This window comes from Ruegeria sp. BG5 (genome assembly GCF_056538425.1).
Map to the genome: position 1 here is coordinate 1 of NZ_JBQFTC010000008.1, position 19,763 is coordinate 19,763.

Consider the following 19,763-nt stretch of genomic DNA (forward strand, 5'->3'; position numbering starts at 1 on the left):
CTGTCCCTTCAAGCACCGCGCGCATCTCATAGAGTTCCATGACCTCGGCGTAATCCAGACTGCGCACGGTGGCACCTTGCCGTGGCACATGGGTGACCAGCCCGTCGGCCTCCAACTGCCTTATCGCCTCGCGTACCGGGGTACGGCTGACGCCCAACCGTTCCGAGAGCTCAATCTCGCGCAGCCGGTCGCCGGGCAGAAGAGTGCCCTCGCGAATCTCGTCCAGCAGGCGCTGATACGCAGAATTGCCTTGTGGGCCAGGCTGTAACGGGGCGTCATGAAGGGTCATCATGTTCACGTCGCTTTTGCTGCATCCAACTGCATACAACCGGATGCAAAGCGATTCGACAACAGTGATCCTCAGCCCTGCCCTTTCACCAAATTCCTATAGGCCGACGGTGACATTCCGGACCAATTTCGAAACGCCCTCGAAAACGCGGTAGAGTCTGCGTAGCCAAGCCGCTGTGCGGTTTCACCAACGGACTTCCCTGCCGGACCCAGCAGCCTCTTTGCTTCTTCCAGTTTGACGCCAGACATGACCTGAGAGGCTGATTGCCCGTAAGGGGCCAGCCGGTTGTTCAATGTCTCCCGGTGGAAACCGCACAGCCGCGCCAGTTGGTCGACGCCAAATCCCGGCTCGGCCAGGTGAATCCGGATCAGACCCTGAAGCCCGGCCAAGAAATCCTGAGGCGCATGCTGGTCGAGGGTAGCGCGTGTCAGGTCTGACGGATTCTCCAATATTTCCGGGGTCAACTGATGGCTCAGCCAGGTTGAGGGAAACCGGATCGAAAAACCCTGAGGGCCGCACATGATGGCATGAACACCATGAAAATGCCTGGGGAGCACGTCAGGTTCGCTGACCCGTAAAATGATCTGGCTCGGGTCCCATCTGAAATCCAGAACCCGATGCAGCAAGGATATCCAGATGCCCGCCAGAAATGCGTCGGTCTGTCCGGGCGAAACCGAAAGCTTGAAATTCCGCTTGGCACTGAAATAGGCGTGCTCGCCTTCCACAAGCAGCGATTGCGTGACCGCATTGGATTCTTTCGAGACGGCTTGAGTGTAGCGCGTAAAAAAGTCGCCCAGCGTCAACGCCTTGGCCAACATATCACCAAGAGGCAGAAACCGAACAAGGTCGATTGATTGACCAACTTGCGCGCAGAAATCCGGTGATGTTGCGTCAGCAGCGGCTTGATGGATTTTATAGATCGTCTCGTGTGGCAGGAAATTCTGGCGATCCATCACTTGGGATTCGCTCACGCCCAGAGGGTCTAGAACGAAGGTCGGTTCAACACCGGCGCCACGCAATGCAGCTACCACGGGTGCAGCAACCGATGCCCGAACCAACGGCAACGCCTTCTTTGTTTTTTGCTCAAATGCGTCCATGTCGCCCTCAAATATCATGAAGTTAATGACAGAAAGACAGCAAACACACAGAAAAGGCGCCGAAAGCTTGCAGAATGCCAAGTCAATTTGGCCGGACCGGTCATATTGTCAGGCAATTTTCAGCGGTCAGTCTAAAATCACATTCACAAATCAACATTTGTGATTCGCGATTGGAGAGCCGCCATGACGCTTGGATTAAAGGAAATACTGTCTGCAACAGCGATCTTTGCAAGTCTGGCGATCGCGGGCCAGGCTTGTGCGCAGGAAGAAAACTTCCCGATCCTGTTTACCAATGTGCACGTGTTCAACGGTGTCGATAAACAGCGCATTGAGAACGCAAACGTTCTGGTCGTGGACAACCTGATTGCCGAGGTATCGGCGGAACCGCTGGCCGTTGCCAATGCCCGGATCATTGACGGTGGTGGTCGAACGCTGATGCCGGGTCTGATCGATGCCCACGTGCATATGGCAATCACCGAGCCTGTCGCGGACCTGAGGGACAACTTCGACTGGATGTACTGGGGTGCGGTTTCCACCATTGAGGCCGAGAAAATGCTGCTACGTGGTTTCACAACCGTTCGGGATGCGGGTGGTCCGGCAATTGGTCTGCAAAAAGCTATAGACCGCGGCAAGGCCGTGGGTCCAAGGATTTACGCATCAGGGCCGGTCATTTCGCAGACTTCCGGACATGGCGAGCATCGAGTCTATACCGAACCCCACCCGAACTTCATGGGGGCGCAGCCGTCTTTCTTCAACCAGCATGTCGAGTTCCTGGCCGATGGCGTGCCCGAAGTCTTACGTGCAACGCGTGAAGCCCTGCGCATGGGCGCCGTGCAGATCAAGGTGATGGCAGGTGGTGGTGTGTCATCTTCGGTTGATCCGTTGCACACCGTTCAAGGATTGCCTGAAGAGTTGGAGGCGTCGGTTCGCGCAGCAGCCGATTGGGGGACCTATGTGATGGTCCACGCGTACAACGACGACTCGATCCTGCGGTCACTGGAAGCGGGCGTCATCAGCATAGAACATGGGCAACTGATGACTGAAGTATCGGCACAGGCCATCAAGGACTCTGGCGCCTGGATTGTCCCGTTTTATTCTCTGCTTGGGCTTGATGAGGAAGTTGTCAAGAAGGCGCTTGGCCCTGCGGCGGCACCCAAATTCCTTGATGTTCAGGCAGGTGCGCGCAACCAGATGAAATTGTTGAAAGAGTATGAGATCGAGAACGTCGCATTCTCGACCGATATCATCGGCGATCCCGTCGCGCTGACCAAGCAGAACGATGAGTTCAAATACCGGCTGGAGGCATGGACTTCACACGAAATCCTGCAACAGGCCACGTCAAAATCGGCCGCACTTCTGGCACTGTCAGGAAAACTCAACCCCTACACGGCAGGCCCGCTGGGCGTGATCGAACAGGGCGCATACGCCGATCTGCTGCTGGTCGAAGGTAACCCGGTCGAGGATGCCGAGGTCCTGGTCGACTACACCAACAACGTCGATCTGATCATGAAAGATGGCGTGATCTACAAGAATACACTCGATTGAGTGTCGCGCGGGGTGAATTTACCTCGGCATCCCGCGCCCCCTTAGCTTGGCAAATGGGAGTACTGAAACGTGAAAACACTGGCCCCACTGACAGCAATCGCTGGACTTGTTTCCTTGGCAGCAAGCAGCGCGTTGGCGCAGGACGCGCCCGCACAAACCTTGTTCACCAACGTGCATATCTTTGACGGAATTAGTGAAGAGCGGATTGAAAACGCGAATGTTCTGGTTGAAGGCAATCTCATAAAGACAGTCTCGATCGACGGTATTGATGCGCCTGATGCGACGCTTGTTGACGGGGGTGGTCGCACGCTGATGCCCGGATTGATAGACAGTCATGTGCATCTCTACGCGACAGGGCTCGTGCAGTCCTTCTCGGGTCTTCAGGCCGCCAAATGGGATCAGATCGGGGCCACCGCGGCTGAAAATGCCCGCGACTATCTCTACGATGGTTACACCACGGTTCGGGATACCGGCGGAATGGGATCAGGTCTGCGCGAACTGATCGACAAGGGGATTGTAGACGGGCCACGCATCTATGCGTCAGGTGCCGCCATCGGCCCGACATCCGGACATGGTGATTGGCGAAACCCCGAGCAGCGAACCTTCAACATGGGATCGGACGACGTCGCCAATACGTTCAACCTGTCCTATATTGCTGATGGTGCCGCGGAAATCCGGAAGGCATCGCGGCTTAACTTCGCGCATGGGGCAAGTTTCCTGAAACTGATGGCCGGCGGCGGTGTGTCATCCGAGCTCGATCCGCTCTGGTCCGTTGCCTACAACGTTGATGAGATTTCGACAGCGGTCGAGGCTGCGTCCTTCTTTGATACCTATGTGACTGTCCACGCCTATACTGACGAAACGGTCACAATGGCTCTCGACGCAGGCGTCAAGTCACTGGAGCACGCTCAGATGGTGAGCGAGGAGACCGTCAAACGCATAGCGGATGAAGGTATCTTCTGGGCCTTAAATGTGGCTGGAATGGACCCGGCGCTGCTTGATCATCCCAATTTCTCGATGCCGACGGTTAAACCGAAACTGGAAGAATATCTGGTCGGGTCAGAAAACGTCATTGAGTACATCAAGAAGTACAAACCCAAGATCGTGCATAACGTCGACACCGTGTTGTCCACCATTGGATTTGGACGCGCGCACCGCGACTTTGAAAAGTACTATTTCGCTGAATTGCTGGGGAACCATGCTTTCCTGGTCGCGGCCACATCAACAGGGGGTGAGTTGGCCCAACTGACAGGGCGGCGGAACCCTTATCCCAACAAACTGGGCGTGATCGAAGAAGGGGCCTATGCCGACATCCTGATCGTCGACGGAAACCCGCTGGAGGACCTGTCGGTTCTTGGAGCCAACCCGAAGTGGTTCGATGCACCCGCGCGTGATCGAGGGTTTGAGACCATTCGTGTGATCATGAAAGACGGCGTCTTCTACAAGAATACACTCGAATGATCGGAGTATGCGGAAAATTGGCCCCTGCGCCTTGCGCCGTCGATCCTGAACAGGGGAGCGATCAATGAACAAGGCAATCGCAGTATCTCTTTGCGCAGTTGGGATTGGAGTTTCCGGAGCAGCGCCGGAGGAGTCTCACAGCCGATACTACCTGGGGATCGGGGAACCAAACCCCGATGCCTGGCAAATCATGATCGACAACCCAACCGACCGGGAAAAGGACATGGGCGCTGCGCTCGCCGCAATGGGCGGTGAGATGATCAGCTATTTCTGGGGACTGGCCGATGGCAAGAACTACATCACCGTCCGCTTCCCGGACGATCCGGGCATGGTGCAGGCCATGTATATTTCGCGTCTGAGCCAAGGGGTTCTGAAAGACTATACGTTCATCGAACTGATGACGAGCGCGGACATGATCGAAGCCCTGAAGCGCGTGCCGGAATTTTCAACGCCGGTCGAATGATGTTGGGAAGCAAAGGAACAAGCTATGAAGATCGCATACGGAATTCTCGCAGCCTTGGCAGTTGTGTTTTTCATCCTTGGAGGCAGCGATGCCTTTGCCAAAGACAACAAGGGTAAAAAGCCGAACAAGGGGGGCAAGAAAGGTGATGTCAGCATTCAGATCGAAGACAAACCCGGCAAAGGCCCAAAGGCTGTGCCGCCCGGTCAGATCAAGCGCTACACGCGCGGTGCCAAGCTCCCATCTGATCTGGAGTTCGAGGATATTGGGGACCTTTCCAAATGGAAGCTGGGGGAGCCGGGCAAAGGAAACCGCTACATTCTGGTCGATGACGAAGTCCTCGAAGTTACGAATGATCTGTCTACCGTTGTCGATGCGGTCGGCATCGTCGGTGATCTTCTAAACTAGGCGAAAGTTCAATGTTTCAGGGCAAGAACTACCTCGTTTGTCCTGAAGCTGGCCGGGGCGATCATACTGTGAACCCCGGCCCAAGTTCAAAAACCGGATCCGAGGCGCTACGACGATAGAGCCCCTTCTTGTACTTTTTGCACTTGCCACAGGAATGACCACACGCGGTGCAGTTGCAAACTGTAAATCGTTCACCGGACTAAAGAGGAGCATATTACAATGAGACTGTCTTATGCTGTGATTGCTGCATTCTTTCTGGTATTGCCGACTCATTCGGAAGTCGCACGTATCGAGTGGTCAGACTTGATCGATGAAACTGCTCAGAACTATGAAGATCCGTTCGTCGAATTGACGGGCAAACAGCTTGGCGCGCTTCGCAAATTGGTCCGGTTGCGCGCGCAGCAAGAAAAAGGTGGGTCGACGCCGGAACAGCTGGACCAGCTTCAAATGGATCTCGAGGCGACCGAAGCAATCCTTGCTGAGGAAGGCGTTGATGCGGACTGGCTGATTTCCCAACGCTGGATTGTGATGGAACGACGTGAGAAGGCGGGCACGGCCGCCAACACCGAATATGATGGCATGACCGTTTCGTTGGGCGGGTTTGTGATCCCGGCACCCCGGGACGAAGATGGCTCCCAAATGGCGTATATCGTGCCGGAACGTGGAATGTGCAGCCATGTTCCACCTCCGCCCCCGAACCAGATGGTGCGTTTGCGCCTGAGTGATTCCTGGGCGCCATCGACAGTCTACGAACCCATCGTTGTGACCGGTCAAATCAGGATTGAGCCGACGCAGAAGGAAATGCTGGTTGTTGATGGTCCCGTCCTCATGAAGGCTGCGTTTACTTTGGAGGTCGATGACGTTCAGACTTTTAGACCAACCAAGACTTCCGAAGAGGCTGCAACCAATAAGGAACGCGTATTGATGGGAAGGATCAAGGCGACTGGCGGTGCTACCAGAGACGATCAGTGACACGAGCCAATTGACCCGAATAAGGTTCAGAACGGGCGTTCAGTTTGGTGGGCGGAATATCTGCATGAGAGACTGAACGGTAAAAGCGGCGATAGGGGAGTGTATGAGGGTTTGGCTATTTAGAATAATTGGGCTTGTGGCATTACTTGCATTCGCAGCAGTCGCATTTGTTTGGTTATTGCTTGCTGCTCCGATGTTTTCGGACATGCGGCGTGACCTTGTAGAAAGAGTTCTTTCGGAACAAATTGGTCGATCCCTTTTGGTAAACGATGATGTAAGCGTCGCGCTTGGCCGCATTAGTCACATTTACGTCGGTGGTGTGGTCATCCCGAGCCTGACAATGCCGGACTCACCCTTTGTTGAATTGAACCTGCTGGAATTGGAGCTGGACATTGCCGCTTTGACCAATGGGCGTCTGCATTTTGACAATCTGGTCGTGGAAGGTCTGCAGGCGAATATTCTTACAGCCGCAGACGGCACAACAAGCTGGCGAAAAGGCAATCCAACACCCAAGCCCGCGTCCGAGGAACCTGTATCAGCGGAGGATCAAAAAGACGTCGCCAGCGCTGATAGTGCCAGTGAGAGTGACACAGAAGGCAGTGGAATCCTGAACTTCCTGAGCGACAAGAACGTCCGTTTCACATCAATAGGGTTAAACATCGATGACAAGGTCTCGGGCTTCTCGTTTGTGTTTGACCTTCAGTCCCTCGCGCTCGAACAAGTAGATAGTGGACAACGGTCAAAGGTCTCTGGTTCCGGCTCCGTCAACGCTCAGGGTTTCGAAATCGAAGGCGACTACCCCCATGACGCGCCATTTACGACGCGCGCCAGCTTTGGCGAAATGACCGTAAGCTACGACGGCGAGCCATTGGCGGAAGACGAAGGTGGCGGCTATCGCGCAGTCTTAGAGATGGACACCGGAGAATTCGGTGATTTTCTGGATGTCATTGGATTGGAACGGGTTTTGGAAGGCAATGGCCAGTTGCAAGCTGAACTCGTGTCTCAGGACGCCCTGAAGATCGAAGCGTTTACAAGCACCGTAAGCCTTGAGGATGGGCAGAAACTTGAAGCTGAGGGTTCCATAGATGATCTCTACACTGCTCAGGGCGTCGATCTGCTTTTCAACGCACGGCTTCATCCGGAAGGGCAGCCGCCGCCAGCAGCAAAGAGTATTCAGGAGCTGAAATTCACAGGCTTTGAAATGCATATGGTCGGATCGCTGGCTTCCTTCGAATTCGAGAAGTTGCTGTTCCAGACCAATGCGTTTGACCAAGGGCTGGACGTAATCGGCCCAGCTTCAATCGAAAGCATTCGCCGCATGCCGGACGGCCGGCTCGCCATGCTGGGAATTGCCTTGCAAGCCGGGCCAATTGAGGAACCGGTCCTCAAAGCCGAAGGTGAAATCCTCGACCTGCTTCAGCTTCAGGACGTAACATTCGATGGTGTGTTGAACGGGCCTGCCAAGTTGATTTTGCCCAACCTCGAAGAAGACTATGTTTACCAATTCGGCGGCATCAAAGCCGATTTCAACATATCCAATGCGGGCGGGCCGGTTTCACTCAACAGGTTTAACGCGACCACTTACGACACCGATCTCTGGGCGCTGGATATTGCGCTATCAGTTAACGAGCTCAAAGGGCTCGCTGGTCTTGATTTTGACGTGGAACTGGATGTCGACGACGGTGCGCAGTTTCTGACCGCGCTCAACTTGCAACCTGTCGAAATCGGCGCTCTGGCGATCGATGCTGAAACCTCCAGGCAGGGCGAAGACTTTGATGCCGCAATCGAGTTCGAAGCCGGGTCTTCGCATCTTCTTGCCGCTTTGGATGCGCGGTTTCCCGAAGGTGCATCCGTCGTTCGGGGCAACATTACGAGTGAGAGGCTCGATCTCAACGACCTGAAGACCCTCACCGCCGTACTGGACCAACTGAAGGGCCTGGTAGGCGAGGCCTCGCAAAAACCTGAAACCGAGGTTCAACCCTTGGTTCTACCGAAGGAGACAAATGTCCAGCCCTTGGTGTTGCCAAAAGAAAAAGGGAAACCTGCCGATCTTCTGGATGTGCAGCGCGTGCTGCGAGAAGCTGACGTCGAGGTGCTGATCGAATTCAAAGAGATTGTAGGCCAGCAAGGCGTTACATCTGTTTCAAGCCAATTGTCTGCCAAAGAAGGAACCGTGGATTTCGGCCCGCTCCAGATGGCTTATGGTGGCGGAAACTTCAGCCTGCGTGCAGTCATGGATCTGATTGACTCACCTGATTGGCTTTCCTTGTCAGGATCGACCTCGGGATGGGAATTCGGTGAGATCCTTGATGAATTGGGCATAGGTATTGATGCCTATGGGCGATTGAGCGGTGAGTTCAACGTTTCTGGCAGTACCGCCTCGGGCAAGGCCTTCGTCAACTCGATGCGCGGCAATGCGTCTTTGTCGATGTCGCAAGGTTACATTAGTACCAGTCTACTGGAACTGGCCGGGCTGGGTATTTTCCCGTGGCTGTTTTCAGAAGAATTCAGACAAGGCTACACCGACATCACGTGCGTGGTCGCCCCGGTTGATATCCAGGCCGGGCGGGTCAGCTCAAACTCCATCGTCATTGAAAAGGGATCAGTTCAATTGGTTGCAAGGGGGCAAGTGGACTGGCTGAACGATACGATAGCAATACGAGCGGAGCCGCGGCGCGTGGGTAAACCCCTTTCCCGAAGCGCCTGGCCCTTTGATGTGACTGGCCCGCTTTCGTCGCCAAAATTCAAGCTGGATGTGGGCGGGTCCAGAAACAAGGCTCCGGGCGGTGCTGATGAAATGCCTGCCGAAAGGCAGCCATGTGTGCCAGACATCAATCAATTGGAATAATCGGGCGCGTCCTAGTTCTTCAGCGGCTCCGGCTGTTCGGCCTGACACGCCAGAACGGCCTCAATGGCTTTGGCAGATCCGCTGAGATCAAGCTCCACCTCGGCCCCACTTTCACCAATGATCGTAACACTTTGGCGTTTTCCAAACTCGGTTACAAATGCCGGGTTGTCAAAAAAGGCGTAGCCACCGGGCACGCCATTCTTGAAGACACCAACCGCTTCACCTTCGAATTTCGCATCACCAAAGTCGAACTGTACGACCCCTGTCGCACCATCCTCGATTTGAACCCAGGCCGGATTAAAGGCGGCAAAAAAGCCACCGGCCTGATTGGGTGCCGCGCCAATTTCAACGGTCATGTCATTTTCAAACGGTTTCCACGCAAGACAGCCGTTGCCCTTTTCGGGATCAATCAGGATTGTCCAGTCGCCGGATTCACCCCACCGTTCCATACCGGCGGCCCACACCGCGCCAGTGGAGATCAATGCTATTGCTGTCAGCGCCAACTTCTTCATTCGATACTCCACACCAGTTTCGAAAGTATAAGCTGCGTTCAGAGTATCGCGCGGGGTTATTCAAATACAACCATTCAATTTCTGGAATGTTGAACCGAAATCAACGCGCCCTAGCCCTGAAGAGGCAATAATCTTCGGCCTCGGCCAAAGAAAATATGACGCTCTACTCCTCTAGAATTTGCCAGAGTTGTTCCAAGTCTCTTTCGGGCCAATCTGTTCCTGAACATCCCAATGTTCGACGATCTTTCCACCTTTGAGCCGGAACAAGTCAAAGACGGCCCAATCGTCCTCGTCTTGATTTACATGGCTAAAGGCAACCACAAAATTTCCTTGGCCGAGTAGTCGGTGAACTTTGATGTATTGCGCGGTTTTTCCACCATTCGTCACCTCTCCAAGATACTTGGAGAAAGCTTCCAATCCGTCGGCTATGTCTGGATTGTGCTGATCGTATTGGTCGGTCGATATGTAGTCATTCACAAGATCGGTGCGTCCGGCCATCAGGACATTGTCGATGAACCCTTGCACCACGGTCTTGTTGGCTTCGGTGAGATCGAGATCTTCGATTTCGGTTGGGCCATCCACCATGCTGCGGCCCGAGACGGTTGGCCATTTATACGCGGCAATCACATCCCAATGCTCGACGATTTTACCGTCGTCGTCGGTATCAAAGATATCGGCCGTTACCCACTGGGCTTCACCGTTGTTGAGGCTTTGATACACATGAACGAAGACGAAATTCCCATCCTCGATGGTGCGCAGAACCTGAATGTCGCGCACCGGATTCCGCTCAAGAAAAGGTGTGAAGAACTCGATGAAACCTTGTTTACCATCACGTACACCCGTTGAGTGTTGCGTGTAGCGATCCCCGGTATATTTATCGAGCGCATCGACCATCTTGCCATCACGAATGCCTTCCAGATAAAGGCCCTTGGCATTTGCCACGCGGATACTGTCAGTCACGATATGTACTCCCGTTTCACAGTTTGGTTTTAGCCAATACCTAAAATGCTCAACAACGCGTCACGGCCAGACCAGGCTACGATAGCGGACAAGGTGCCTGTGACCATGGCAGGAACGCCTTCTTTCCAGGTGTCCCAGATCAGATGACACCCAATGGCGCCGATGGACGTGCCAAGAATTGCCAACGCGCCCAAAGTCCCGACCCATGATCCCTGAAACCAGATCGCGATTGCACCAAACAATTCAACCACGCCAACCAGGGCCATGATCTGCCGGTTCAACCCGTACTTGATGAACATCGCCAATTGGGTTTCAAATATGAACTTCTGCCAGCCGAAGATCTTGATCGAGCTTGCGAAGAGGAAGAAGACGGACAGCAATCCGACAAACACAGTCTGGCCTTCGCCCGCAAGTCTGATGGCCATTTCTTTTCCGAAGCCGCTGCTGGCCCCTGTGATCAGAATATTCATCTATCCGTTCCTCTGGTGGTCGAGAGGGAAATGGCACTCAATGGACATGATTGGAAATTATCACTACTTCTTCTTAACATGAATGAAATTGATGGAATTGACCTCAATCTACTGAAATCTCTGCAAGCCCTCATCTCGGAGCGGCATGTCGGGCGGGCTGCGCAGCGAATGAACGTAACACAACCTGCCATGAGTCATACTCTGGCAAGATTGCGCCGCCTGTTTGACGACCCTCTGTTCGTCAAGCAAGGGCGCGAAATGGTGCCAACAGCGCGCACTCTGGGCCTTGCTGCGCGGTTGAACACGATCCTTTCTGAGATCAGCGTACTGACCGCACCGGTTACATTCTCACCTGAAAACGCAAGCGCAACTATTCGAATACATGCCCATGATTTTATTGCCACCAGTTTCCTTGCAAACGCTGTTCGGCGTATTCGAGAGCAAGCACCAGGGATCGTGTTCGAAGTTCACAGCTATTCAGATCACAGCTACCAGATGCTCGATTCTGGGGATGCCGACTTGATCATTGGCGCAGGACTTCAGGCAAATCCGAAGTTTCTTCAAAAGCTGCTACTGCGCGAGCGCCTTGTGTGCCTATTGGACCGAACCCATCCAGCATTGAAAAGCTGGAATGCCGAGACGGTCTTTCTATATCCACATGTCCGGCTGAGCCTCATGGCCAAACAAGATGACCCAGTTCACCTTTTTGGCAAGGATCAGGGTTTGCCCCCACGCCAGGTGGGGCTGGTGACAGATAGTCTGCATCTGCAACCGGCCTTCCTGGAAGGAACAAATCTAATCGCTTTTGTACCGGAGACGCTCGCCCAAGCCGCCATCAACGGAACTCTAATCACGCGTGATTGCCCTTTTCCCCTGCCGGAATTGGGAATCCGTGCGATTTGGCATGAGCGAGACGCGCGATCCCCCCTTCTCAGCTGGATCCGTAGCCAGCTGGATGTTTAATCGCTCACGCTGTCGGTTTTTGAGGATCCCTACAACTCCTCAGAAATCCAAATTCTCCACACTCAGCGCGTTTTGCTGGATGAACTCCCGGCGGGGTTCGACCACGTCGCCCATCAGCTTGGTGAACAGATCGTCGGCCTCGACCATATCGTCCACGCGCACCTGCAACAACGTGCGCGCGTCCGGGTCCAGTGTGGTTTCCCATAGCTGGTCGGGGTTCATTTCGCCCAGACCTTTGTAGCGTTGCAGCGACAGGCCCTTTTCGCCCTCTTCCAGAATCGCGCGCAGCAGATCCAGAGGCCCGTGGATGGCTTGCATCCGGTCGCGGCGGATCAGGGTGGCGGGGGTGTTGTAGACCTCTTGCAGGCTTTGGGTGAAGCTGCCGGTCTTGCGGGCCTCGCCCGAGCGCAGCATGGGGCCGTCCAGCGTGCGGACCTCTTCGACGCCGCGCAGGATGCGGGCCAGACGGATGCCATGATCCTGTGTGATCCGGCCCTGCCAGCCGCGCTCGTATTCCAGCGCGATCAGATCGAGGCGGGCGGCGACCTTGTCGGCCACGCCCTGCAGATCGGCATCCACCGCGCCCGGCACAAACGCGCCCGCAACGGCGGCCTGTTCCAGAATATGGCGCGGATAATGCGTTGGAAACGCATCCAGCACGCGTTTCAGCTGTCGCGCCTCGTCGACCACGCGGGTCAGGTCCTGACCGATGATTTCCTCGCCCGAGCCGAGTTTCAGCACCGCGCCCTCAACCCCCTGATTGATCAGGTAGTCATCCAGCGCCGCCTGATCTTTCAGGTAAACCTCTGATTTACCGCGCGAAACCTTATATAGCGGCGGCTGTGCGATATAGAGATACCCGCCTTCGATCAGCTCCGGCATTTGCCGGTAGAAGAAGGTCAGCAGCAGCGTCCGGATATGCGCGCCGTCCACATCCGCGTCGGTCATGATGACGATCTTGTGGTAGCGCAGCTTTTCAATGTTGAACTCATCCCGGCCAATGCCGGTGCCCAGCGCCATCACCAGATTGCCGATTTCCTGAGACGACAGCATCCGGTCAAACCGCGCGCGTTCGACGTTCAGGATCTTCCCGCGCAGGGGCAGAACCGCCTGTGTCAGACGATCCCGGCCGGTTTGCGCCGACCCACCGGCCGAGTCCCCCTCGACCAGGAAGACTTCGGTCTTGGACGGGTCTTTTTCGGAGCAATCCTTCAGCTTGCCAGCCAGATAGTTCACATCCATCGCGGTCTTGCGGCGGGTCAGTTCGCGAGCCTTGCGCGCCGCTTCACGGGCCAGTGCGGCCTCGATGATCTTGCCGACGATGGTCTTGGCCTCGTTCGGGTTTTCCTCGAACCATTCGGCCAGTTTCTCGTTCATCAGTCCTTCGACCGCCGGGCGCACTTCGGAACTGACCAGCTTGTCCTTGGTCTGGGATGAGAATTTCGGATCGGGCACCTTGACCGACAGCACACAGGTCAAACCCTCGCGCGCGTCGTCACCGGTAAAGCTGACCTTTTCCTTCTTCGCAATCCCGCTGGACTGCGCATAGTTGTTGATCGTGCGCGTCAGCGCGCCGCGGAAGCCCGCCACATGGGTACCGCCATCGCGCTGCGGGATGTTGTTGGTGAAGGGCAGCACCGTCTCGTGGTAGCTGTCATTCCACCACATGGCAATTTCCACGCCAATGTCATCGCGCTCGCCCTTGATATAGATCGGCTCAGGCATCGCCGCCGTTTTGGAGCGGTCCAGATATTTGACGAACTCCTTGACGCCGCCCTCATAGAACAGCTCGGTTTCCAGCCGTTCCGCAGGGCGTTCATCGATCAGAATAATGCGCACGCCCGAGTTCAGGAAGGCCAGTTCGCGCAGGCGCTTTTCCAGCGTCTCAAACGAGTATTCCAGGTTCGAGAACGTATTGGTCGAGGCCAGGAATCGCACCTCGGTGCCCGTCCGGTCGCCGCATTCCTCAACCACTTTCAGATGCTCGGCCGTCTCGCCCCCCTCAAACCGGGCGACATGTTCCTTGCCGTTCCGCCAGACGCGCAGTTCCAGCCAGTCGGACAGCGCGTTCACCACCGAAACGCCAACGCCGTGCAACCCGCCCGACACCTTGTACGAGTTGCTGTCGAATTTCCCGCCTGCGTGCAGCTGGGTCATGATGACCTCGGCAGCGGACACGCCTTCTTCAGGGTGAATATCCACCGGAATTCCGCGCCCGTTGTCACTGACCGAGACGCTGGAATCGGCGTGGATTTTCACCGTCACATGGTCGGCATGACCGGCCAGAGCCTCATCGATCCCATTGTCGACAACCTCATACACCATGTGGTGCAGACCCGAGCCATCATCCGTGTCCCCGATATACATACCGGGACGCTTGCGAACAGCTTCTAACCCTTTGAGAACCTTGATGGAATCCGCGCCGTATTCCTGTGGTGCCTGTGCGTCTTCGGACATTCAGTCAGTACCTATATTATTTTGATAACTTATACGTTTTCTGGTGGGGATTGTCACGCGCTACCCCCACATTTTGTGCCATTCGCTGCCGATCGCGAAAGGTCAAAGCCTGTCCAGATCAGCCGCGATATCCGAGGCGATAGCAGCGGCGTCCACGTCTCTGCGCTCAGCTGACAGACGCAGCCCCAAAAGGTCGGATTGGTAGCGCGCGGCCAACCGTTCGGGATCATGCTCGGGCCCGATCTCCTCGTCCATTTGCGCGCGCCGAAACAGGGCGGCAAAACATGCTTTCATCTCGGCCATATAGGCACCTGCCCGATCCGCCAAATCGTGATCCTTCGCCTGCAACTCGGCATAGGTTTTGGCCAGCATGCAGGCTTTGGCTGGCATATCCGCCGCCTCGATCACCCGAAACGGCTGCGCCTTCAGCGCGCCTTTTGGCCCAAGCTCCTCAGCCAGCACCTCAAGCCGCGCGATGCCGTCCTGCGTGTAGCGCTTCAATGCCAGCGCATACAGCGCGTCTTTCGACCCAAAGGCTGCATAGAAACTGCCGGGTTTCAGCTTCAATTCACGCTCAAGATCTTTCAGCGAGGTCCCCGCCCATCCCTGACGCCAGAACATATCCCTGGCCTGCGCGATCAGCGCGTCTCGGTCATATCCGGGTTTTCTTGGCATTCTCTTCACCATTTCTTGAACGATTGCTCAAATATATACTTGAGTGATTGCTCAAGAAACCCTATTTCTGCCTTATCGCGCCAGAAACAGGAGTTTTGACATGGCAAACTTCCCCTCTCATGACCTCGAAACCGCCCCGGAAGGGTCCAAACCACTGCTGGAAAAGTCGCAGGCTGCCTTTGGTCGTCTGCCGGGCCTGCACAAGGTGATGTCTGAAAGCCCGCAACATCTGGAAGGCTATCAGGTTCTGCATCACCTGTTCATGCAGACCGATTTCGACAATGACGAGAAAACCGTGGTCTGGCAGACCATCAATGTGGAGAACGAGTGCCATTACTGCGTCCCGGCCCATACAGGCATTGCCAAGATGATGAAGGTCTCGGATGAGATCACCGAGGCGCTGCGCAACGAAACCCCGCTGCCATCGGCCAAGCTTGAGGCGCTGCGCAGCTTCACCCTGCAGATGATGGAAACCCGCGGCAACGTCACCGACGCACAGATGCAGGCATTCTTTGACGCAGGTTACTCGCACCGCGCGGTTCTGGACGTGGTTCTGGGTCTGGCGCAGAAAACTATGTCGAACTACGTCAACCACATGGCACAAACACCGGTCGACGAAGTGATGCGCGGCTTCCTGTGGGAACGTAAAGTCAGCGAACCCGCCTAAACGACGACCGAGCCCGCGTCGCCTTCGGTGACAACCAGCGTCTGGGCCCGGTCCCCCAATTCCGCAAACAGTTCAGGCCCGGTGCCCGTCATCCAGGCCTGAGCCCCCAGCGCGCAAATCTCATCATACAGCGCCGCCCGTCGATCCGCGTCCAGATGCGCGGCCACCTCATCCAGCAACACAATGGGCGGGGCCCCGACCATCCCGGCCAGCGCCCGCGCATTCGACAGGATCAGCGAGACAAGCAACGCCTTCTGTTCACCAGTCGAGCAATCCTTGGCCGGCACGCCCTTGGCCGCAAACACTCCGTACAGATCAGACCGGTGAGGCCCCACCAAAGTCCGCCCCGCCGCCAGATCGCGAAACCGGCTTTCGTTGAGCGCCTCTCGCAGGTCGTCTGCTGTATCTGGCATCGCACCTTCGGTCTGCACCAATTCCAGATCAGCCGACGGAAACGCCGTCTCTGCCTGGTCCTGCGCCACGCGCAGATGATCCAGCGCCGCCAACCGCGCTGCGTGAATGCGATACCCGGTTTCGGCCATCTGTCCTTCCAGCGCGGCGTACCAATGGGCATCGCGCACCTGCTCTTTCAGCAGGCGATTCCGTTCCCGCATGGATTTTTCATAAGTCAGGGATGCCTCAGCATGCGAGGGATCAAAACTCAGCGCGATCCGGTCCAGAAACCGCCGCCGCCCCTCGGCCCCCTCGATCCACAGCCGATCCATCGAGGGGATCAGCCAGACAACCCGCGCCAGCTTGCTCAGATCAATCTGACTCGCCGCCTTGCCATCAATCCGAACCTGCCGCGCCGCGCCACCCTCGGACCAGGTCTCGATCTCGTAGCGTTGCCCCTGCGCCTGCAACAGCCCGGACAGCTTCCAGCCCAGCGCCTCGGGCCGCCGCGTCATCTCGGCCGCGCTCGCCCGCCGCATCCCGCGCCCAGGCGAAAACAGGGACACCGCTTCCAGAATGTTGGTCTTCCCGGCCCCGTTCGGCCCATGAATCGCCACAGGCCGCCCATCCAAAGACAACCGCGCCAGCTTGTGAGACCGAAAATGCGAGACCGTAAGCTCGGTCAGGGCCAATCCCATGACCCCTCCCTTCTTCTGTTCAAAAATACCTCCGCCGGAGGCATCGCGCGCCAGCGCGATCAGACGCGCATCGGCATGACGACGTAAACCGCGCTTTGATCATTGCCTTCACGCATCAGGGTCGGATCACCGGCAGAATTGAACAGGAACACTGCATTCTCGCGATCGACCTGAGACGCAATCTCCAGCAGATATTTCGCGTTGAATCCGATCTCCAGCCGCTCATCGCCGTAAGCCACGGCCAGTTCTTCTTCGGCCGCACCACTGTCCGGTGCATTGACCGACAGCACCAGCTTGTCCCCGTCCAGTTGCAGCTTCACCGCGCGCGAGCGTTCGGATGAAACCGTTGCCACCCGATCCACGGCCTGAGCGAATTCAGCCGCGTCCACTTCCAATTTGCGAGTATTGCCCTGCGGAATAACGCGGGTGTAGTCGGGGAAGGTGCCGTCAATGACCTTCGAGGTCAGCGTGATGTCGGGCGTCGCAAAGCGCACCTTGGTTTCGCTGACCGACACGGCGATGTCCATCTCGTCATCGTCCAGCAGTTTGCGCAACTCACCCACGGTCTTGCGCGGCACGATCACGCCAGGCATGTCCGCCGCCCCATCCGGGCAATCGGCGTCGATCCGCGCCAGTCGGTGACCATCGGTGGCCACGCAGCGCAACACCTTGCTGCCGTCGGAGCCATCCGTGACATGCATGTAAACGCCGTTCAGGTAATAGCGCGTCTCTTCCGTCGAGATCGCAAATTTCGATTTGTCGAACAGCCGCCGCAGCAGCGCCGCCGAGGCCGTAAAGTTCGATTGATATTCCGAGGACGCCATGACCGGGAAATCCTCTTTCGGCAATGTCGCCAGCGAGAAATTCGAGCGCCCCGCCTCAACCGTCAAACGGCCCGCAGCGCTGTCCGCCGTCAGTGTCACCAGCGCCCCGTCAGGCAGTTTGCGCACAATCTCATGCAGCGTTGTGGCCGCCACTGTGGTCGCCCCGGCCTTCTCGACCTGCGCCGGAGCCTTGTCGACCACTTCGATATCCAGATCGGTGGCGCGGAACTGAACCTGATCGCCTTCGGCCTCGATCAGCACATTGGCCAGGATCGGAATTGTGTTGCGGCGTTCGACAACCGATTGGGCCTGCGAAACGGCCTTGAGAAGGGTGCCGCGTTCGATGCTGATCTTCATACCCTCAATTCCTCTGACTTAAGTGCCGAAATGGGCGGGACTGGCACGTTAGCGGTTCAGCCCTGAGGCACAAGGATTTTTTAAGGATTTCTGGGTCGGAAAACCCATTCGGTCAAGGGGCGCGTTGTGCTGTGGACACAGTTCATCCGCGACCGTGGACAATTGCGCACAAGAAAACGCCCCGGAACTCAAGTCCCGAGGCGTCTCTGAGTGGTTTTAGGGATAAACCTCAGGCTTCCAGCGCGCGACGCAGCATTTCGACGTCTTCCGCGATCTGGCCATCCGTCACTTTCAGCTCTTCGATACGTTTGACGCCATGCATGACCGTGGTGTGGTCACGCCCGCCAAAGCGGCGCCCGATCTCGGGCAGGGACCGGCTGGTCAGCTGCTTGCACAGATACATCGCCACCTGACGCGGACGCGCGTAAGACCGCAGGCGTTTCGGACCGATGATGTCGGACAGACGAATGTTGTAATAATCCGAGACTTTGCGCTGAATCTCTTCGACGGTGATCTTGCGCTCCGATGCGCGCAGCACATCGGCCAGACAATCCTGCGTCAATTCCATATCGATCTCACGCCCGACCAGCGAGGCGAAGGCAAAGAGACGCGTCAACGCGCCTTCCAGCACCCGAACATTGGTCGAGATGCGATGGGCGAGGAATTCAAGCACGCCATCCGCGATAACCAGATCCGGATAGGTGCTGATATGCTGCTGCACCTTGTTCTGCAGGATGCCCAGACGCAGTTCATAATCGGTCGGGTGCAGATCAACGACCAGACCACATTGCAGGCGCGACTTCACGCGCTCTTCCAGATCCTTGATTTCACCGGGGGCGCGGTCGGCCGAGATGATGATCTGCTTGTTCTGATCGACCAGCGCGTTGAATGTGTGGAAGAATTCCTCCTGCGTCGAATCCTTCCCGGCGATGAACTGCACGTCATCGACCATCAGCACATCGACCGAACGGAACAGATGTTTGAAATCCATCATCCGACGCTCGCGCAGGGCCTGAACAAAGCGGTACATGAACTGTTCCGCCGACAGGTACAGCACATTCAGTTCGGGATGCTTGGTTTTCAACTCCCACGCAATGGCGTGCATCAGGTGCGTCTTACCCAGACCGACACCCCCATACAGGACCAGCGGGTTGAACGTCACCGGCCCGCCCTCCGAGACGCGGCGCGCAGCGGCATGGGCCAATTCGTTCGGCTTGCCGACGACAAAGCTGTCAAAAGTAAAGCGCGCATCCAGCGGTGCGGCCTGAAGGGAATCCAAGGCCTCCTGCGCAACATCTGATCTGGTGGCGGGCGCTTCTGCCACGGGCTCGGGGTCGGCCTTTGGGCGCGCAACGGGATTGGGGCGCGCCGGCGTATTTGCGGCAACACGGAAATCCAGGCGCTGCACGGATTCGCCCGACGTGTTCAGTTCATACAAAATGAGGTCGGCAAAGTTTTGGCTTACGTAATTGCCCATAAAGTTCGTCGGCACCGAAAAAACCGCCACACCGTCCTGCAGCTCTTCGAACTCCAGCGGTTCGATCCAGGTCGTGTAGTTGTTCCGGCCAATCACCTTAAGCAATTTATTACGCAGTAGTCCCCATTTCTCTTGTGTCATCAAGCGCCTCACGCATCCCATTCTTTATTGGCCTGTCGGCCTTATTCATACGGATCCGGTAACCCGGATTACGAAAACACACGCACAGG

Annotated in this window: 18 protein-coding genes; 8 read left to right on the forward strand and 10 right to left on the reverse strand. The window is 56.4% G+C overall.

Annotated elements, in window-relative coordinates; all coding sequences use genetic code 11:
• Both ACR0KX_RS18630 and ACR0KX_RS18635 read right to left on the reverse strand, forming a co-directional pair.
• Positions 1–289, reverse strand: a 289-nt coding sequence (locus tag ACR0KX_RS18630; RefSeq protein ID WP_480708683.1) for a GntR family transcriptional regulator, incomplete at its 3' end; no start/stop codon positions are given.
• A gap of 71 nt (positions 290–360) precedes the next feature.
• Positions 361–1,386 carry a helix-turn-helix domain-containing protein gene (locus ACR0KX_RS18635; RefSeq protein WP_170624720.1) on the reverse strand — a complete coding sequence of 342 codons (1,026 nt, stop codon included), beginning with the start codon at positions 1,384–1,386 and terminating at the stop codon, positions 361–363.
• Positions 1,387–1,569: 183 nt separating this feature from the next.
• On the opposite strand from ACR0KX_RS18635, the gene ACR0KX_RS18640 reads away from it, so the two are divergent.
• From ACR0KX_RS18640 to ACR0KX_RS18665, 6 genes are all read left to right on the forward strand, one after another.
• Positions 1,570–2,931, forward strand: coding sequence for an amidohydrolase family protein (locus ACR0KX_RS18640; RefSeq protein ID WP_170624722.1), 1,362 nt, complete (start codon positions 1,570–1,572; stop codon positions 2,929–2,931).
• A gap of 114 nt (positions 2,932–3,045) precedes the next feature.
• The gene (locus ACR0KX_RS18645) at positions 3,046–4,392 is read left to right on the forward strand and encodes an amidohydrolase family protein (protein WP_170624724.1); all 1,347 of its coding nucleotides are present in this window, start codon (positions 3,046–3,048) and stop codon (positions 4,390–4,392) included.
• Positions 4,393–4,582: 190 nt separating this feature from the next.
• The gene (locus ACR0KX_RS18650) at positions 4,583–4,855 is read left to right on the forward strand and encodes a hypothetical protein (RefSeq protein ID WP_170455707.1); all 273 of its coding nucleotides are present in this window, start codon (positions 4,583–4,585) and stop codon (positions 4,853–4,855) included.
• Positions 4,856–4,879: 24 nt separating this feature from the next.
• Complete coding sequence (locus ACR0KX_RS18655) at positions 4,880–5,260, forward strand: hypothetical protein (protein WP_170455709.1); 381 nt, start codon at positions 4,880–4,882, stop codon at positions 5,258–5,260.
• A 219-nt stretch (positions 5,261–5,479) separates the two neighbouring features.
• Positions 5,480–6,232, forward strand: coding sequence for a DUF3299 domain-containing protein (locus ACR0KX_RS18660; protein ID WP_170624726.1), 753 nt, complete (start codon positions 5,480–5,482; stop codon positions 6,230–6,232).
• A 136-nt stretch (positions 6,233–6,368) separates the two neighbouring features.
• Entirely contained in the window at positions 6,369–9,080 is a 2,712-nt protein-coding gene (locus ACR0KX_RS18665) for an AsmA family protein (protein ID WP_480708684.1), read from the forward strand.
• Between the two features lie 11 nt (positions 9,081–9,091).
• Here the strand turns inward: ACR0KX_RS18665 and ACR0KX_RS18670 are convergent, their stop codons facing one another.
• The 3 genes from ACR0KX_RS18670 to ACR0KX_RS18680 all read right to left on the reverse strand — a co-directional run bounded on the left by ACR0KX_RS18670 (position 9,092) and on the right by ACR0KX_RS18680 (position 11,022).
• Complete coding sequence (locus ACR0KX_RS18670; RefSeq protein WP_170624730.1) at positions 9,092–9,592, reverse strand: hypothetical protein; 501 nt, start codon at positions 9,590–9,592, stop codon at positions 9,092–9,094.
• 171 nt (positions 9,593–9,763) lie between these two features.
• Positions 9,764–10,552, reverse strand: a complete 789-nt coding sequence (locus ACR0KX_RS18675; RefSeq protein ID WP_480708685.1) for a nuclear transport factor 2 family protein — start codon at positions 10,550–10,552, stop codon at positions 9,764–9,766.
• Positions 10,553–10,581: 29 nt separating this feature from the next.
• Positions 10,582–11,022 carry a DoxX family protein gene (locus ACR0KX_RS18680; RefSeq protein WP_480627206.1) on the reverse strand — a complete coding sequence of 147 codons (441 nt, stop codon included), beginning with the start codon at positions 11,020–11,022 and terminating at the stop codon, positions 10,582–10,584.
• Positions 11,023–11,100: 78 nt separating this feature from the next.
• Between ACR0KX_RS18680 and ACR0KX_RS18685 the strand changes: the two genes are divergently transcribed.
• Positions 11,101–11,985 carry a LysR family transcriptional regulator gene (locus tag ACR0KX_RS18685; RefSeq protein WP_480708686.1) on the forward strand — a complete coding sequence of 295 codons (885 nt, stop codon included), beginning with the start codon at positions 11,101–11,103 and terminating at the stop codon, positions 11,983–11,985.
• 39 nt (positions 11,986–12,024) lie between these two features.
• Here ACR0KX_RS18685 and gyrB read toward each other — a convergent pair whose 3' ends face one another.
• Together gyrB and ACR0KX_RS18695 are read right to left on the reverse strand one after the other, a co-directional pair.
• On the reverse strand, positions 12,025–14,442 hold the full coding sequence (gyrB, locus tag ACR0KX_RS18690; RefSeq protein ID WP_170624735.1) for a DNA topoisomerase (ATP-hydrolyzing) subunit B: 2,418 nt from the start codon (positions 14,440–14,442) through the stop codon (positions 12,025–12,027).
• Positions 14,443–14,544: 102 nt separating this feature from the next.
• Positions 14,545–15,117, reverse strand: a complete 573-nt coding sequence (locus ACR0KX_RS18695) for a TetR/AcrR family transcriptional regulator (protein WP_170524373.1) — start codon at positions 15,115–15,117, stop codon at positions 14,545–14,547.
• Between the two features lie 100 nt (positions 15,118–15,217).
• Between ACR0KX_RS18695 and ACR0KX_RS18700 the strand changes: the two genes are divergently transcribed.
• Positions 15,218–15,784 (forward strand): carboxymuconolactone decarboxylase family protein, encoded by a 567-nt coding sequence (locus tag ACR0KX_RS18700; RefSeq protein WP_170524370.1) that lies wholly within the window; start codon positions 15,218–15,220, stop codon positions 15,782–15,784.
• Here the strand turns inward: ACR0KX_RS18700 and recF are convergent.
• From recF to dnaA, 3 genes are all read right to left on the reverse strand, one after another.
• Positions 15,781–16,875 carry a DNA replication/repair protein RecF gene (gene recF, locus ACR0KX_RS18705; protein WP_170624737.1) on the reverse strand — a complete coding sequence of 365 codons (1,095 nt, stop codon included), beginning with the start codon at positions 16,873–16,875 and terminating at the stop codon, positions 15,781–15,783. The two genes, ACR0KX_RS18700 and recF, sit on opposite strands and share 4 nt — an antisense overlap.
• 59 nt (positions 16,876–16,934) lie before the next feature.
• Positions 16,935–18,056, reverse strand: coding sequence for a DNA polymerase III subunit beta (gene dnaN, locus ACR0KX_RS18710; RefSeq protein ID WP_170455727.1), 1,122 nt, complete (start codon positions 18,054–18,056; stop codon positions 16,935–16,937).
• A 229-nt stretch (positions 18,057–18,285) separates the two neighbouring features.
• Complete coding sequence (gene dnaA / locus ACR0KX_RS18715; RefSeq protein ID WP_170455729.1) at positions 18,286–19,674, reverse strand: chromosomal replication initiator protein DnaA; 1,389 nt, start codon at positions 19,672–19,674, stop codon at positions 18,286–18,288.
• Positions 19,675–19,763: the final 89 nt, after the last annotated feature.

What these genes read in the sequence shown, in the direction of transcription:
- ACR0KX_RS18635 (WP_170624720.1), bottom strand. Translation starts at nt 1,386, where the DNA reads ATGGACGCATTTGAGCAAAAAACAAAGAAGGCGTTGCCGTTGGTTCGG.
- ACR0KX_RS18640 (WP_170624722.1), top strand. Translation starts at nt 1,570, where the DNA reads ATGACGCTTGGATTAAAGGAAATACTGTCTGCAACAGCGATCTTTGCA.
- ACR0KX_RS18650 (WP_170455707.1), top strand. Translation starts at nt 4,583, where the DNA reads ATGATCGACAACCCAACCGACCGGGAAAAGGACATGGGCGCTGCGCTC.
- ACR0KX_RS18655 (WP_170455709.1), top strand. Translation starts at nt 4,880, where the DNA reads ATGAAGATCGCATACGGAATTCTCGCAGCCTTGGCAGTTGTGTTTTTC.
- ACR0KX_RS18660 (WP_170624726.1), top strand. Translation starts at nt 5,480, where the DNA reads ATGAGACTGTCTTATGCTGTGATTGCTGCATTCTTTCTGGTATTGCCG.
- ACR0KX_RS18670 (WP_170624730.1), bottom strand. Translation starts at nt 9,592, where the DNA reads ATGAAGAAGTTGGCGCTGACAGCAATAGCATTGATCTCCACTGGCGCG.
- ACR0KX_RS18680 (WP_480627206.1), bottom strand. Translation starts at nt 11,022, where the DNA reads ATGAATATTCTGATCACAGGGGCCAGCAGCGGCTTCGGAAAAGAAATG.
- ACR0KX_RS18685 (WP_480708686.1), top strand. Translation starts at nt 11,101, where the DNA reads ATGAATGAAATTGATGGAATTGACCTCAATCTACTGAAATCTCTGCAA.
- gyrB (WP_170624735.1), bottom strand. Translation starts at nt 14,442, where the DNA reads ATGTCCGAAGACGCACAGGCACCACAGGAATACGGCGCGGATTCCATC.
- ACR0KX_RS18695 (WP_170524373.1), bottom strand. Translation starts at nt 15,117, where the DNA reads ATGCCAAGAAAACCCGGATATGACCGAGACGCGCTGATCGCGCAGGCC.
- ACR0KX_RS18700 (WP_170524370.1), top strand. Translation starts at nt 15,218, where the DNA reads ATGGCAAACTTCCCCTCTCATGACCTCGAAACCGCCCCGGAAGGGTCC.
- recF (WP_170624737.1), bottom strand. Translation starts at nt 16,875, where the DNA reads ATGGGATTGGCCCTGACCGAGCTTACGGTCTCGCATTTTCGGTCTCAC.
- dnaN (WP_170455727.1), bottom strand. Translation starts at nt 18,056, where the DNA reads ATGAAGATCAGCATCGAACGCGGCACCCTTCTCAAGGCCGTTTCGCAG.
- dnaA (WP_170455729.1), bottom strand. Translation starts at nt 19,674, where the DNA reads ATGACACAAGAGAAATGGGGACTACTGCGTAATAAATTGCTTAAGGTG.